The following is a 15,158-nucleotide window of genomic DNA, read 5'->3' as shown; positions in this document are numbered from 1 at the left end:
ACGGAATAATATGAGCGACCCCAGACCTTTTGCTCACCTGCATTGTCACACTCACTTCAGTATGCTGGATGGTGCCAGTCGCATCCCCGAAATGGTAAGTAAAGTCAAAGAAGCGGGCATGAATTCGCTCGCGATTACTGACCACGGCAACCTGTACGGTGCGATGGACTTCTATCAGCATTGCCGCAGTCAGGACGTGAATCCCATCCTGGGGCTGGAAGCCTATATCGCCCCCCGGAGCCGTTTTGAAAAAGGGGCTTCGCGAATGAAAGAAGCCAGTTTTCACCTGACACTGCTGGCACAGAACCGGCAGGGGTTCGAAAACCTGATCAAGCTCTCTTCGGCATCCTACCTGGAAGGTTTCTATTACAAACCCCGTATCGACAAGGAAATCCTGGAGGCACACAGTGAAGGCCTGATTCTGCTGACAGGCTGCGCCGCCGGTGAACTGTCACACCACATTCTGGGTGAAGACTGGGAAGAAGCAGAAAAATTATGCGCCTGGTATGAAAAAGTGTTTGGCGACCGAGTCTATATGGAAATCCAGAATGCAGGTCTGGAAATACAGCGGCAGTGCCTGGAAGGAACCGTGGATCTGGCCAACCGCATGGGATTGCCTCTCGTCGCGACCAATGATGCACACTATGTCGATCAAAAAGATGCCGAAGCGCAGGATGTCTTGCTCTGCGTGAGTACACGCGCCGTCGTCAGCGATGAAAAACGCATGAAAATGACCGGTGACCAGTTCTTTGTACGTACCCAGGATGAGATGTATAATGCATTCCCCGGACTTGAAGATGCGGTCGCCAGAACCCAGGAACTTGCAGAACGCGTCGACATCCAGATGTCGGATAAAAAGTTCTACCCGGTATTCCAGCCACCAGATAATTTGACCGACACGCAATACCTGCGAAAACTTTGCGAAGAACGTCTGCCCATAAAATACGGCGACGAATTGACGCAGGCGCACTGGGATCGACTCGATCTGGAGCTCGGCGTGATTGAACAAATGGGTTATTCCAGTTACTTCCTGATCGTCTGGGATTTCGTGCAGTTTGCCGAAAACGAAGGGATCCCCTGTACGGCTCGTGGATCAGCGTGTGGTGCCATCGTCGCATTTCTGCTCGGAATGTCCCAGGTCTGCCCGCTCAAGTATGACCTGCTGTTTGAGCGATTTCTGGATCCCAGCCGTACCGAACCGCCCGATATCGATATCGACTTCTGTCGTGATCGACGCCAGCTGGTGATCGATTACACCAAGCAGAAGTATGGTGAAAAAAGCGTGGCACAGATCGGCACCTTTGGAACATTGAAAGCCAAAGCGGCGATTCGTGACGTAGGACGTGCGCTCGGCGTTCCCCTGGCGCGAGTCAATGAAATTGCCAAGATGATCCCGGAATCATTGGGGATCAAACTGAAAGACGCGTTAAAAGAAAGCCCCGATCTGCAATCTGCCTACGATCAGGATTCGGAGATCAAACGACTGCTCGATCTGGCCATGCAGCTGGAAGGACTATGCCGCAGTGCAGGCACACACGCGGCAGGCGTCGTGGTGGCTGACCTGCCGCTCTCTGAAGTTGTTCCGCTGCAGTCCATTACCGGTAAGACCGACATCATTACACAATGGGATGGTCCCACCGTCGAATCGGTGGGACTGCTCAAGATGGACTTCCTGGGACTGCGCAATCTGACAATTCTGGACAAAGCCGTTCAAAACGTCAAAAAACATCGGGGCATCGATATCAATCCGCATAAGCTCCCCCTGGATGATCAGGAAACCTTTGAACTGCTCCAGCGAGGAGAAACCAAAGGGATCTTTCAGCTGGAAAGTGGCGGGATGCGTGATCTGCTGACCAAAATGAAGCCGGACAAGTTCGAAGATATTATCGCAACTTCCGCTCTGTACCGACCGGGCCCTCTGGAAGGGGGGATGGTGATGCAGTACGTGGATGTAAAAAACAACCGGATCCCGATTCCCAAAGTTCATCCCATTGTCGATGAAATTCTGGATGAGACCTACGGCGTGATGGTCTACCAGGAACAGGTCATGCGGATTCTGAACCGCGTCGGAGGCATCGAACTTTCTGCAGCGTACCGCTGTATTAAAGCGATCAGTAAGAAAAAGCTGAAAATCATTGCCGACTTCAGGGATCAATATCTCGAAGGCGCCAAAAAAAGTGGCGTGGATGTCAAACTGGCAACGGACCTGTTCGAAATGATCGAAAAGTTCGCTGGTTACGGGTTCAATAAATCACACTCGACCGCCTACGGTGGAGTCGCCTACGCGACCGCATATCTGAAAGCGCATTACCCCAAAGAATTCATGGCGGCTTTACTCTCCTGCGGCATGGAAAGTCATGAGCGAATCACCGAACACGTTGATGACTGTCGCCGTATGAAAATCGAAGTACTCCCGCCAGACATCAATCGCTCCGAAGTAGAATTCAGCGTAGATGGTGAAAAGATCCGCTTTGGCATGGGGGCGATTAAAGGGGTTGGCGAACAGGTACTTGAAGCTGTCGTTAAAGAGCGTGAAGAGAATGGCCCTTTTACCAGCCTGTACAACCTGTGTGAACGCGTCGATCCTAAAACCCTCAACAAGAGCACGCTTGAAACCCTGATCAAGGCAGGGGCCCTCAACAGCCTCGGCGGGAACCAGGCGCAGTTAATGCTCACAGTTGAGCGTGCAGTGCAATCCGCCTTGAATATTCATCGCGACCGGGCACGCGGTCAGAAGAGTCTGTTTGGCGACGAAACGGTTGACGAAGAAACCGGTGCAGAAGAAGAAGCATCATTGCCGGAAGCAGAAGACTGGCCGCGCGCACAAAAACTGGGCGCCGAAAAAGAAGTCTTCGGCTTTTATCTCACTTCACACCCACTGGCTGAGATGGGAACCTCGCTTACCAAATATGCTCAAAATCAGACCAATGAACTGGCAGAAATGGATGACCGGGTCGAAGTCATTCTGGCAGGCATGGTTTCTTCGATCAAAATGGCAGCCACGAAAAAACCAAGCAAGAACGGGAACACCCGCTATGTGAACTTTGACCTCGAAGATCCGCACGGACTGGTTCGCTGTATCATGTGGCCCGAACAGTTCGCATCAATGGGCGAGAAGGTCAAGATGGAAGCAATGGTCATTATCAAAGGGAAAATCGACAAACGGGGCAGGGAACCCAATGTTATTGTCGATCAGCTGCTCACCTTGAATGATGCCCGGAAGCAGTTTACCGATCGTCTGGCTATCAATTTTAAGCGCGGAGTACACACCAGGCAGGATATGGTCAATGTTCACGATGTATTGACGCAGTTTCCCGGCCAGACAGAAGTCATTCTGGTCGTCGATTCGGTAGACCAGGAGAAGCCGGGCACACAGCTGCGGTATGTACTCAACCCTCCCGGTAGTCTGCGCGTTTCCTGCAGTAATGAATTTGAAACACAGTTAACTGCCGTCATCGGACAAAGCCATATACATTTCCATACACCGGTCAAGAAAAAAAATACCAATGGAAGTCTGGGCCGGTAACCCTTTTGCATCTACAGACTGTATTTAAAGTACCTGTTCTGCCATTTTTAAAGAAATCTTGGTGTTCCCTGCTGCCGAAAATAAGATATAGTTACGCTGCAATCGGGTCGTTTTGTTGTTCCAGGGACTTAATTGATGAAAAAAACGGGAATCGTGATATTGGCGCTGGTTGGACTTGCAGCTGCCTTCCTGTATCCTTCCGCGAATTCAAATCGTAGACAGTCAGGCAGAGCTCAGACTCACAATCAGAAACGGGTTCTGCATCAGATTCCAGCTCGTGTGACTTCCAAAATCAAACCTGCTGAAACCCAACATCAGCCTGAATCCAATCAGAAATCCGCAGAACTTACCCCTGAAGAACTCCTGGCACGTCTCGTTGGAAAATGGGAACAGACCAAAAGTACCAGCAGGCAGATCCTGACCATTAATGAAAACGGTACAGCCACAATGGTAATTGAACCACAGGGGATCTGGCGTTCGGTTCTGGGCAAAAAAGTCACAATCGATATCGAATGGCGATTAAACGCCGCCACTTTGACATTACGGGCTGTCGGCGGGAGTCCAGAAAACAAGCTGGATTACATCAAACAACTCTGGGGAAGTGAGTTTGTACGTGAGATTCACTCGATCGAAGAAAAAATGTTCACATTGAGGGATGACCAGGGAGATGTCAGTCAGAAGTGGATTCGAACATCCTATTAAACTGATTCAGAAAATCCTCAAAACAGCCCCTCCCCATGACAGCCAGCTTACTTGTACTCTCCCTGATTTCGCCTATCATAGAGCACTACAAGACCCTGACATCAACTGCACACTCTTACACAGCCCGAAATCCTGTCCTGCCACAACAATGCGTCGGTGGATTCAGAAGACATTCAGGGTCCATGATGTGCTGACTGATACAGGCTCCGAATTCCATAATTTTCGCCGGAACGCCCGGCCTACTTCGCAAAACTCGCTCCTTCTGCACTGAAAGATATCTTTGATGAACAATCAGGTCACTTCATCTCCTTCACGCTGGCAAATACTCGCAGATCAGGTTTTAACCGGTTACCAGATCACCCGTGAAGAAGGCTTGGAAATCCTAAACTCAAGTGATGATGAATTGCTGGACCTGCTGTCTGCCACCTATCGCATCCGACAGAAACATTTTGGAAAACAGGTACAACTTTACTACCTGAAAAACGCTAAAAGTGGTCTCTGCCCGGAAGATTGTGGCTACTGTTCACAGGCTCGTGGTTCCAAGGCTGATATTCCTAAATACCGCATGCTCAATGAAGAAAAACTGCTCGAAGGTGCGAAAGCCGCTGATGAAGCGAAAGCGGGAACCTACTGTATCGTCGCCAGTGGACGTGGACCGACAGATAAAGAAGTGGAGCATGTCGCTTCTGTCGTGGAAAAAATCAAATCCTCGTTTGATTTGCGAATCTGCTGCTGCCTGGGTCTTTTGAATGAAGATCAGGCGAAACGTCTGCAGCAGGCCGGTGTGAATCGCATCAATCATAATTTGAATACCAGCCGCGAATATTACGAAAAAATCTGTACCACGCACACCTATGAAGATCGCCTGCAGACATTGAAAGTAGCCCGGGAAGCCGGCATGGAACTCTGCAGTGGCCTGATTGTGGGTATGGGCGAAGTCCCGGAAGACATTGTCGACGCCACTTTCGAACTCCGCGAACTGGAAACCCGCTCTATCCCGGTCAACTTCCTGAATTCCATTGATGGTACCTCACTCGAAGCCGTCGATGAACTCGACCCCCGGTATTGTCTGAAAGCACTCTGTCTGTTCCGGATGGCGCATCCTGCCACAGAAATTCGTATTGCCGGAGGCCGCGAAGTCAATCTGCGTTCGATGCAGGCCATGGGGCTCTATGCAGCCAACTCCATGTTTGTCAGTGATTACCTGACAACCAAAGGACAGGCAGCTGAAGCAGACTATGAAATGATCGCCGATCTGGGATTTGAGGTGATCATTTCAGGGCACGAAATGGATGCGACTAAAGATGAGCCCTCAGAACTGGCTGCCCAGGCGGAATCCTGCTGAAACAGTCAGACCTCTCGACAGCGTTTGAGCCCGGATTCCAGAGCGCATCACATTTAACAATAGCGTCTCCCGATCTATTATACCCGATCCAAATGGCCTTGGAGACGCTAGAGTAAAACTGGATGCAGTCTCAAACCCCTTACCTTGATTGAGGTTGTACAAAAAGCGGTCTCCGCTTATGATCTCAACCTCGAAATTGAATGCGCGCGATCAGCGTCAGAGCAATTTCCCGGGAATGGAATCCATATCAACAACGTCAGGGAGTACCTGAAATGAATTCAGGCAGACTGAGAGCCAGTGATCTGTCCGGCAACCCCGAACCTGGTCACGGAACAGCCCCCACCTTCAAGATTTTCCCCAGCACGGAAGCTGCCCCCTTCGATCATCCAGAGCAGTTGCTCAAAGGGATTAGCCGCTCGCGCGATTACCTGTTGTCCCTGCAGCATGAAGAGGGCTACTGGGTCGGAGAACTCGAAGGAGATTCGATCCTGGAGTCTGAATACATTCTGCTGCTGACCTTTCTGGGAAAACAGAACTCTGAGGAAGCAGTTCAGGCTGCCAACTACCTGATGGATATACAGATGCCTGCGGGGGGCTGGAATATGTACCCGGAAGGGCCCATCGAAATCTCCGCCTCGGTCAAAGCCTACTTCGCGCTCAAACTGACAGGTCACTCGCCAGCAGAGGAATACATGCAACGCGCCCGCAAAGCGATTCTGGCTGCCGGCGGAGTGGAAGCCGTCAACAGTTTCACGCGTTTCTACCTGGCCTTACTGGGAGTCATTCCCTATTCCAAGTGCCCGGCTGTCCCACCGGAGCTGATGTTGATTCCGCGCTGGATGCCTTTCAATATTTTTGAAATGTCAGCCTGGTCCCGTACGATTCTCGTTCCCTTGAGTATCCTCTGGGAATATCGCCCCTCAATCACTCTGCCGGAAGAGCAGGGGATCACCGAGCTGTTTACCGGACGACCGGAAGACTACCCCAGGACGATGCCCAAGTCCGAAGCATTGGATTCTCTCTCGAAAAAACCGTGGTTCAACTGGCATGGTTTTTTCCAGGTAGTCGATCAGGGTATCAAACTCATTGAAAATCTGGGACTGAAACCATTTCGCAAGCGGGCCGTCAACAGAGCTTATCAGTGGATGACCGATCGCTTTGAAAAAAGTGATGGACTGGGAGCCATTTTTCCGCCAATCATCTGGACAGTCATTGCCTTAAAATGCCTGGGACAGGAGGAAAACAGCCCCGGGATTCAGCGTGCTTTAAGCGAACTGAAAAAACTGCAAATCAAAGAGGGCGACCGAATTCGCTTACAACCTTGCAAATCGCCTGTCTGGGATACCGCCCTCAGCACGATTGCCCTGCGGGAGGCGGGGGTCTCCAACCGGCATCTCGCCATCCGAAAATCCGTGAAATGGCTCCTCTCTCAGGAAGCTCGTGAACCGGGAGACTGGGTAAATTCCAGCAAATCGCAAGCACCGGGTGGCTGGTACTTTGAATTCAATAATGAGTTCTATCCCGATGTGGATGACACCGCGATGGTCATCATGGCGCTCAGACGGTGTATGCCTAAAACTCTAAAACAGGACCGGTGGCTGACCGATTTCCTCGTCACACCGGAATGGAACCCCTATGACGAAGATCTCAACACGGAAGCAATCGTTGTCGGTCGCAGCGAGTCGCGCGAGCAGGCCTACGCGGATCTGGACCTGCTGGAACCCATGATTGGCGCCATTCAGCGTGGCATGCACTGGATGCTGGGAATGCAGAATAAGGATGGAGGCTGGGGTGCCTTTGATCGAGATAATGACCGGGAACTGTTTACCCAGGTTCCGTTTGCCGATCACAATGCGATGGTCGATCCCAGTACCGCCGATTTGACAGCACGCGTTCTGGAGGCATTTGCCGACGTACATCTGCCTCTCAGTCATCCCGCCTGCCAAAAAGCGCTCGAATATGTCTGGAGTCAGCAGGAAGATGATCACTGCTGGTATGGTCGCTGGGGTGTGAATTATCTCTATGGAACCTGGCAGTCGATTGTGGGACTGACAAATATCGGAGTCCCCGCTGATGATCCACGAATTGTTCGAGCGGTCGGCTGGTTGAAATCTCATCAACAGCCATCTGGGGGCTGGGGAGAAACCGCGGACAGCTACGCCGATCCTTCGCTACGCGGGCAGGGCGCTGCAACCCCCTCTCAAACCGCCTGGGCTTTAATGGGATTGATGGCGGCCGATGAAATCGACTCTGCCGCCGTGCGGCGGGGAGTGCATTACCTGCTCGAAACACAGAAAGCAGACGGCAACTGGGACGAAGAACCCTTCACCGGAACCGGGTTCCCCAAGGTATTCTATCTCAAATACCACCTCTACCGGACCTACTTTCCGTTGATGGCCCTGGCCCGTTTTGAGCGGCTGCGACGCTGATCAAACATCGTGCCAGTATTTGCAGAACATGGTATTTTTTCCAATGTACAGAACACCACGTTCGTGTAAATCATTTTTTTCTTGACATATTTTCCCAAAATAACTCCTTGTAAAAAGGGGGGTTAGAGCCCGGACACGAGACACAATCACACCGTTCAAAAAAAATTTTGTTTTTTTTTGAACAATATTCAATGATTGCTTGTTTCCTCTACCTGACAGGTATATGTTTCAAATGCGTTTAACGCGCTCGAAGCTACCCACCTTCAAATAGAAGAAACCAGCCGTTTCTCGCAGGCACCCTCTAACCCACCCGAATTTAACTGGAGTTAAGATGAAGAGATGTTTCGGAACCCCCAAGCGTGGGTTCACACTGATCGAACTACTTGTGGTAATTGCAATCATTGCGATCCTGATTGCGTTACTCCTTCCCGCTGTTCAACAGGCACGTGAAGCTGCTCGACGCTCTACCTGCAAAAACAGCCTCAAGCAAATTGGTATCGCCATTCACAACTACGCTGATACCCACAGAGTTTTCCCACTTGGTAATGTAAACGCTGCCAGTTCTTCAACTGACTACAACTGGGCCTGGTCGACATTCCTGCTGCCTTTCGTTGATCAAGCACCGCTCTACAACACAATCAACCCCAATGGTGGATTACTGATGCCACTGGCAAACGCCACCTATGGGTCTACCGCGAATGCTCTGCAGACTGCGATTCCCGTATATCGCTGCCCTTCATCAATCGTACCTGTGGTTAACAACCTGCGTACCGATGGCACAAGCGGTTATGGTGCTCTGAGCTACCCCGCTGTCTCAGGACACATTTCTGACCTGACTGGTACCCCCGTCAATACCTATCAGTACAAAGGTTCCTTCTACCCCCGAAGCAGTGTTCGTTTCCGTGATTTCACAGACGGAACATCCAACACCATTCTGGTCGGCGAACGTGCCTTCCAGCAGACTGGCAGCACAATTACACAGCCATCTGCTGCCATCTGGGCGGGCGGACGTTACAACGCAGCAGGCACTACTGGTATCACCAGCACCGTCGGTGGCCTGGAACAGGATACAACTGGTGTTGTTTCCCAAGCGACAAACATCAATCAGAAAACTAGCGGTTCTGCTCCCCATCGTGGTTTCAGCAGCCAGCACGTAGGTGGATGTCACTTCCTGCTGGGTGATGGTACCGTCCGATTCATCAGCGAGAACATCAATTCAGCTGACTACAATTCCACAGCAGGTGCTGCTGCCATGGGTACCTACCAGAAACTTGCCATCATCAATGATGGTCAGGTTCTGGGCGAATTCTAAAGTCAGTTTGATTTGCCAAACACAGTTTCTGTGATTATTCAACAGAACTGAACTCTGCTAAACAGGCAGCCACTTTACTTCGAAACAGTAGAGTGGACTGCCTGTTTTTTTATGCGCTAAACACTCTGACGCTCTGGGAAAAATTGTCAAATATCCCTCCCCGGTAAAATTCTTATTGCACAATTTGCAATTTTCAGATATGGTTCTCCGTTGGCTCTCCAACTTATGATCTACTTCCAGCGCTGCTCGAGTCAGAAGTAACTTCCTTCGGTGTTTCGGATATGAAGCCGTTTTGGATCCGACTCTGAAGTATGGTATCTCAATGATCACGAAATTCGTTTCGTGCATTGGACTTTCCCAGGGAAGGGCGCATATGCAAAGAGTGCATCGATTCGAGTTCGAACTTGAACTTTCAGCCGCCTGTCTTAAACGGCTCTTTCACAAAAAGCTTGTGAATCGCACTCTCTCCCTCTTCGCCTTCCTGATTCTCCCTCTTTTCAGCCAGACTTCCCTTTACGCCAATGAGCAGGAAGTATGTGAGCAGCTCCTGAATTCCGGTCAATATCAGACCTGTATTAAAAAAACGGAAGCGGCAATACTGAAAAAAACGTATGGTTCCGAATGGCCATTGTTGAAAGCAAAAGCGGAACTGGCCGTCGGTCAATATGCAGAAGCGCAACAGACAATCGACGCGGGACTCAAACGCTACTCCTGGAGCCTGCCGCTTCGCCTCAAAGCGTATGAAATTTATCAGCTCAATAATGAGCATCAAGCAGCCGAAGAATTCCTCAACAGCATTCACGAACTGGCCAGCCGCTCTGCCTGGCGTTATACCGATGCCAGCAGTCTGATTGCCTTAGGACAGGCTTCCCTCCTGAAAAAAGCAGATCCTGCGCTGGTACTGGAGTCATTTTATGACCGCGCCATCAGGGAATACCCCAAGCAGAAAGACGCTTACCTTGCCAGCGGAAATCTGGCTTTATCCAAACGTGACTTCATTCTGGCACAGGAAATCTTTGAAGCAGCGATTAAAATAATCCCCGAGGATACTGATCTGCTGTTTGGGTTGGCTAAAGCTCTGCAAACCGGCAATCCAGAGCGTTCTGAAAAGCTGATGTCACAGGTATTGAGTATTAACCCTCACTACATCCCGGTGCACCTGGAACAGATCTATCGCTGCCTTCATTCCGAACAGTACTCAGAGGCACAACAACGCCTGGAGGTGGTACTTGATATTAATCCTCACCAGGCCGAAGCATGGTCCTGCCTCGCTGTCATCGCCCACTTTGAGCATCGGCCACATGATGAAACAGCCTTTTACTGGCAGGCACTCAGTCACCATGACCAGAATCCACAGGTAGACTACCAGATTGGTAAAGCTCTGTCTGAACACTATCGTTTTGCCGAAGGCGCTGCTTACCAGCGACAGGCACTGCAGAAAGATTCAAATTTCATTCCAGCCCGCATTCAACTGGCTCAAGATGAATTGCGTCTGGGTCGTGAAGTAAGTGGCTGGGAACACGCCATGCAGGCTCACCAGCAGGACGGGTACGATACAACCATATTCAATCTGCTGGAACTCAAAGATCAGCTGGCCAGTTTCAAAACACTGGAAGATGACACCTTCATCGTACGCATGGAAACCCGCGAAGCGGAAGTTTACGGCCAGGAAGTCCTCAATCTTCTGCACGAAGCGAAACAGGTTCTATGCAAAAAATATGAACTGGAACTCAATCAGAAAATCACGGTGGAAATTTTTCCCAATCCGGATGACTTTGCTGTCCGTACATTCGGGATGCCTGCCGTCTCCGGATACCTGGGCGTCTGTTTCGGAAAAGTCATCACCGCTAACAGCCCGGCTTCTCAGGCGGAACATCCCACCAACTGGCAGTCCGTGTTGTGGCATGAATTCTGCCATGTGGTCACCCTGGAACTCACAAAAAACAAAATGCCCCGCTGGATCAGTGAAGGTTTATCTGTCTATGAAGAACGTCAGAAAAACCCACACTGGGGTGAAACGATGATTCCCCAGTACCGGGACATGATTCTCAAAGGGGAAACGACACCGATCAGTGAGTTGAGTAGTGCCTTCCTGAATCCCAAAAGCAGTCTGCACATCCAGTTCGCCTACTACCAGTCATCCATGGTCGTGGAGTACCTGATCAATGAATTCGGTTTTGAAGCGATAAAATTGATCCTGAATGATCTGCGAATCGGGATCCCGGTTAATGTCGCCATTGAACGTCGAACAAAAACACTGGGCGAACTGGAACTGGATTTCGCTACATACATGAAAACAGAAGCCGAGAATTTTGCCCCTTCGGTTGACTGGTCAGAACAGGATCTGACTGCACTGACCAGCGATGATACCAAGCGGTTTGACGACTGGATCCGTAAACATCCCCATCATTTTCAGGGACTGATGGCTTACGCCCGGATTCTGGAAGAGGAAAATCGAACCGCGGAACTGGAAACCACTTTAAAAAAACTGGTTGAACTGTATCCCCAATACGCAGGTGCAGACAATGCCTGTCTGCGACTGGCAGCCCTTTACCAGAAACAGGAACGCTTCGATCTGGAACTATCATATCTGGAACAGCATGCAACATGGAATCCAAATGCACTGCCAGTATTTCAACGTCTGGCGATCCTCTACAAGCAACAGGAAAACTGGGAATCCGTTTATCAGGCCTGCCAGGCTGCTAATGCAGTTAATCCACTTGATCAGGAAACACAGCTGCTGCTGGCAAATGCCTGCATTCAGTTAAATCGTGATCCAGAAGCAGTCGCCGCGTATCAGGCGATTCTTGCATTAGAACCACATAACCCTGCAGAAACTCACTATCAGCTCGCCCGTTTGCTACAGGATACTCACAAACAGAAAGCAAAACGACACACACTCATCGCGCTCGAACAGGCCCCTCGATTCAGGGCCGCTCACCAACTATTGCTCGAATTAACTGCAAACACACCTTAATGTCATACACAGGTTGATGTAGGGACTGAAAAGGCTCAGGAGGAGCCTGACATGAAAAAATCATTGATTTCGCTGGCAGTAATCTGCGCATCTCTGATTGTCGTTACGATCTCCATTGGACAGTATCGCAGGAGCATCCCCGCGGACCGCAATGGTGTTCCCGAGTGGAAGAACGACCCGGAATTCAGGCACGATGTCTTCACCTTCGTCAGGGTCCGCTACAACTCCCACCAGGGCTGGCGCCGCTGGGCCACCGATTACCCGGACAGCGACTTAAACTTTTCCTATCGAATGCAGCAGCTCACCTCCATGAAAGTCGATCCGGAAGGACGCATTCTGGAACTGACCGACAAAGAACTGTTTGACTTCCCTTTCATTTACATGATCGAACCCGGCTCTCTGGAATTCACTGAAGAGGAAGTCACCTGCCTGCGACGCTACCTGATGAACGGCGGATTCATGATGGTAGATGATTTCTGGGGAGAAGCGGAGTGGGATAACTTCGCGATGGAAATGAAACGCGTTTTTCCGGAACGCGAACTGATCGACATCCCCCTGGAACATCCCATCTTTCATTGTGTTTACGACCTGAAAGAAAAACCCCAGGTCCCCAGTATCGGGGTCGCACAATGGGGCCGTTCAGAAGGCATCACCTGGGAACGGGAAGATGCCAAAGAAGTACATTACCGCGGAATCTTTGATGACGCAGGGCGGCTGATTGTCGTTGTCTGCCACAATACTGATCTGGGTGATGGTTGGGAACGGGAAGGGGAAGACAAATGGTACTTCCAGGAGTTCTCCGAGAAGAAAGCATATCCTTTGGGAATTAATATTGTTTTTTACGCCATGACACACTGAATTCAGCGCCCATGAAATTTTAGTTTTTCTATCAGGAGCAGAAACGTGAACCTTAAAGTTGTCTCACCCGATAGTCGCAGTGAAGATGAACGTATCTTCGAACTGCTGCAAAACAGCCGTCGGCAGATCGATTCGGAAATCACAAAAGCAGTCATCGGCCAGAAAGAAATCATTGATCAGCTCCTGATCGCGTTATTTGCCGGCGGACACTGTCTGATTACCGGTGCGCCCGGACTGGCAAAAACACTCCTGGTCAATTCCCTGGCACAAGTCTTCAAACTGAAGTCACAACGAATCCAATTTACTCCGGATCTGATGCCCGCTGATATTACCGGTACGGAAATCCTCTCGGGAGATTCACAGGAAAACCGGGCGATGAAATTTGTCAAAGGACCGGTTTTCACCAACATTCTGCTGGCGGATGAGATCAACCGCACCCCTCCCAAAACACAGGCCGCCCTCCTGGAAGCCATGCAGGAAAAACAAGTCACGGTGACTGGGATCAGGTATGAACTGGATAAACCTTTCTTCGTACTGGCGACTCAAAATCCGATTGAAATGGAAGGCACCTACCCACTACCGGAAGCACAGCTGGACCGCTTCATGTTCAACCTCGTGATTGATTATCTCTCTGAAGATGATGAAGTCGCAGTGGTAGCACAGACAACTTCCCGCAATGCTGAACCCATCCAGCCACTGTTTACCGGCAGTGATATCCAGCAGTTTCATCAGTTCGTCCGCGAAGTTCCCGTGGCAGAGGAACTCGTACGCTACGCGGTTCAACTCTGTGCGGCATCGCGGCCCAGGCAGGAAACAACCCCCGATTTCATCAACGAATGGGTCAACTGGGGAGCCGGATTGCGGGCTGCTCAGAGTCTGATCCTGGGCGCCAAAGCGCGGGCCGTACTGCGGGGACGCGTGCATGTCATCCTTGAGGATATCCATGCCTTACTGGCCCCCGTTCTCCGGCATCGCATCCTGATCAATTACCGTGCCGAAGCCGAAGGCATTACTGTCGAATCCGTCGTACAACAACTGATTGAGACAATCAAAGGGCCCGTCGAAGCATGAGCACACTCCCTTTCAAACAGACATCCCGCTCCAGTCAGAGCCAGAAGTTAATCTCACAACGGATTGACCCTGCCTGCCTGATGCGAATTAAATCGCTGGAACTGCGGGCCAAATCAGTTGTCGAGGGCACCTGGAAAGGCCTGCATCGCAGTCCCTATCACGGATTTTCGGTCGAGTTCACGGAATATCGGGAATACACGCCCGGTGATGATCCCCGCCACATCGACTGGAAACTGGCGGCCCGCTCTAACCAGCATTTTATCAAGCGGTTTGAAGAAGAGACCAATCTCTGCTGTCACATGCTGCTCGATTTAAGCTCGTCCATGCAGTTCGACAGCCTGGGATATTCCAAATCCGATTATGCCAAAACACTGGTGGCAACATTCGCCTACTTCCTGTCAACACAACGTGACGCCAGTGGGTTGATCATCTTCCATGAACACGTTGATTCCATCGTGCCCGCACGATTCACACGCGGGCAGCTCCGGCGCATCCTCATCGAACTGGAACGTCCTCCGCAGGGTTCTCATACAAACTTAATCTCTCCGCTCAAACATGCCGTGGAAACAATCAAAAAACGGGGGCTGGTCGTATTGATTTCCGACCTGATGACATCTGTCGATGAGCTGAATACTCAGCTGGGATACTTACGGGCAAAAGGGCATGAAGTCGCTCTGTTTCAGATTCTGGATCCGGCTGAGGTACACCTGAATTTTCATGAAACTGCAGTTTTTGAAGATCTGGAAACGGGAGAGCGGATCTCGCTGAACCCCAAAGCGGCTCAGAAACAATACCTGGAACAGTTCAATGCACACCTGGACTCAATTGAAACCATCTGTCGAAAACAGGGTGTGCATTATCACAAATTAACTACTGATACGCCCCTCGAAGTGGGACTTTCCGATTTTCTGACCGATCGCGCCGCGTGAAAACGAACC

9 protein-coding genes are annotated in these 15,158 nt (G+C 50.6%); all 9 read left to right on the top strand.

Annotated elements, in window-relative coordinates; translation table 11 throughout:
• Nucleotides 1-10: 10 nt before the first annotated feature.
• The 9 genes from dnaE (at nucleotide 11) to GmarT_RS11685 (ending at nucleotide 15,149) form a co-directional block, all read left to right on the top strand.
• Nucleotides 11-3,526: a DNA polymerase III subunit alpha gene (gene dnaE / locus GmarT_RS11725; protein ID WP_044239493.1), complete on the top strand. Its 3,516-nt coding sequence runs from the start codon at nucleotides 11-13 to the stop codon at nucleotides 3,524-3,526.
• Between the two features lie 135 nt (nucleotides 3,527-3,661).
• Nucleotides 3,662-4,228 (top strand): hypothetical protein, encoded by a 567-nt coding sequence (locus GmarT_RS11720; protein WP_002648316.1) that lies wholly within the window; start codon nucleotides 3,662-3,664, stop codon nucleotides 4,226-4,228.
• Between the two features lie 283 nt (nucleotides 4,229-4,511).
• Nucleotides 4,512-5,573: a biotin synthase BioB gene (gene bioB / locus GmarT_RS11715; RefSeq protein ID WP_002648317.1), complete on the top strand. Its 1,062-nt coding sequence runs from the start codon at nucleotides 4,512-4,514 to the stop codon at nucleotides 5,571-5,573.
• Nucleotides 5,574-5,845: 272 nt separating this feature from the next.
• Nucleotides 5,846-8,002, top strand: a complete 2,157-nt coding sequence (locus GmarT_RS11710; protein ID WP_149302740.1) for a terpene cyclase/mutase family protein — start codon at nucleotides 5,846-5,848, stop codon at nucleotides 8,000-8,002.
• 331 nt (nucleotides 8,003-8,333) lie between these two features.
• Nucleotides 8,334-9,314 (top strand): DUF1559 domain-containing protein, encoded by a 981-nt coding sequence (locus GmarT_RS11705; RefSeq protein WP_002648321.1) that lies wholly within the window; start codon nucleotides 8,334-8,336, stop codon nucleotides 9,312-9,314.
• Between the two features lie 373 nt (nucleotides 9,315-9,687).
• Entirely contained in the window at nucleotides 9,688-12,291 is a 2,604-nt protein-coding gene (locus tag GmarT_RS11700) for a tetratricopeptide repeat protein (protein WP_002648322.1), read from the top strand.
• Nucleotides 12,292-12,342: 51 nt separating this feature from the next.
• Nucleotides 12,343-13,149 (top strand): DUF4159 domain-containing protein, encoded by an 807-nt coding sequence (locus GmarT_RS11695; protein ID WP_002648323.1) that lies wholly within the window; start codon nucleotides 12,343-12,345, stop codon nucleotides 13,147-13,149.
• A gap of 45 nt (nucleotides 13,150-13,194) precedes the next feature.
• Nucleotides 13,195-14,220 carry an AAA family ATPase gene (locus GmarT_RS11690; protein ID WP_002648324.1) on the top strand — a complete coding sequence of 342 codons (1,026 nt, stop codon included), beginning with the start codon at nucleotides 13,195-13,197 and terminating at the stop codon, nucleotides 14,218-14,220.
• Nucleotides 14,217-15,149, top strand: coding sequence for a DUF58 domain-containing protein (locus GmarT_RS11685; RefSeq protein WP_002648326.1), 933 nt, complete (start codon nucleotides 14,217-14,219; stop codon nucleotides 15,147-15,149). Before GmarT_RS11690 ends, GmarT_RS11685 begins: the two co-directional genes overlap by 4 nt.
• The last annotated feature ends 9 nt before the right edge of the window (nucleotides 15,150-15,158 follow it).

The sequence above is a fragment of the Gimesia maris genome, assembly GCF_008298035.1.
GTDB classification, from domain to species: Bacteria; Planctomycetota; Planctomycetia; order Planctomycetales; family Planctomycetaceae; genus Gimesia; species Gimesia maris.
The sequence above is the reverse complement of the archived record's forward strand: the minus strand, read 5'-3'. Positions and strand labels throughout refer to the sequence as shown.

What these genes read in the sequence shown, in the direction of transcription:
- GmarT_RS11685 (WP_002648326.1), top strand. Translation starts at nt 14,217, where the DNA reads ATGAGCACACTCCCTTTCAAACAGACATCCCGCTCCAGTCAGAGCCAG.
- GmarT_RS11710 (WP_149302740.1), top strand. Translation starts at nt 5,846, where the DNA reads ATGAATTCAGGCAGACTGAGAGCCAGTGATCTGTCCGGCAACCCCGAA.
- GmarT_RS11700 (WP_002648322.1), top strand. Translation starts at nt 9,688, where the DNA reads ATGCAAAGAGTGCATCGATTCGAGTTCGAACTTGAACTTTCAGCCGCC.
- bioB (WP_002648317.1), top strand. Translation starts at nt 4,512, where the DNA reads ATGAACAATCAGGTCACTTCATCTCCTTCACGCTGGCAAATACTCGCA.
- dnaE (WP_044239493.1), top strand. Translation starts at nt 11, where the DNA reads ATGAGCGACCCCAGACCTTTTGCTCACCTGCATTGTCACACTCACTTC.
- GmarT_RS11695 (WP_002648323.1), top strand. Translation starts at nt 12,343, where the DNA reads ATGAAAAAATCATTGATTTCGCTGGCAGTAATCTGCGCATCTCTGATT.
- GmarT_RS11705 (WP_002648321.1), top strand. Translation starts at nt 8,334, where the DNA reads ATGAAGAGATGTTTCGGAACCCCCAAGCGTGGGTTCACACTGATCGAA.
- GmarT_RS11720 (WP_002648316.1), top strand. Translation starts at nt 3,662, where the DNA reads ATGAAAAAAACGGGAATCGTGATATTGGCGCTGGTTGGACTTGCAGCT.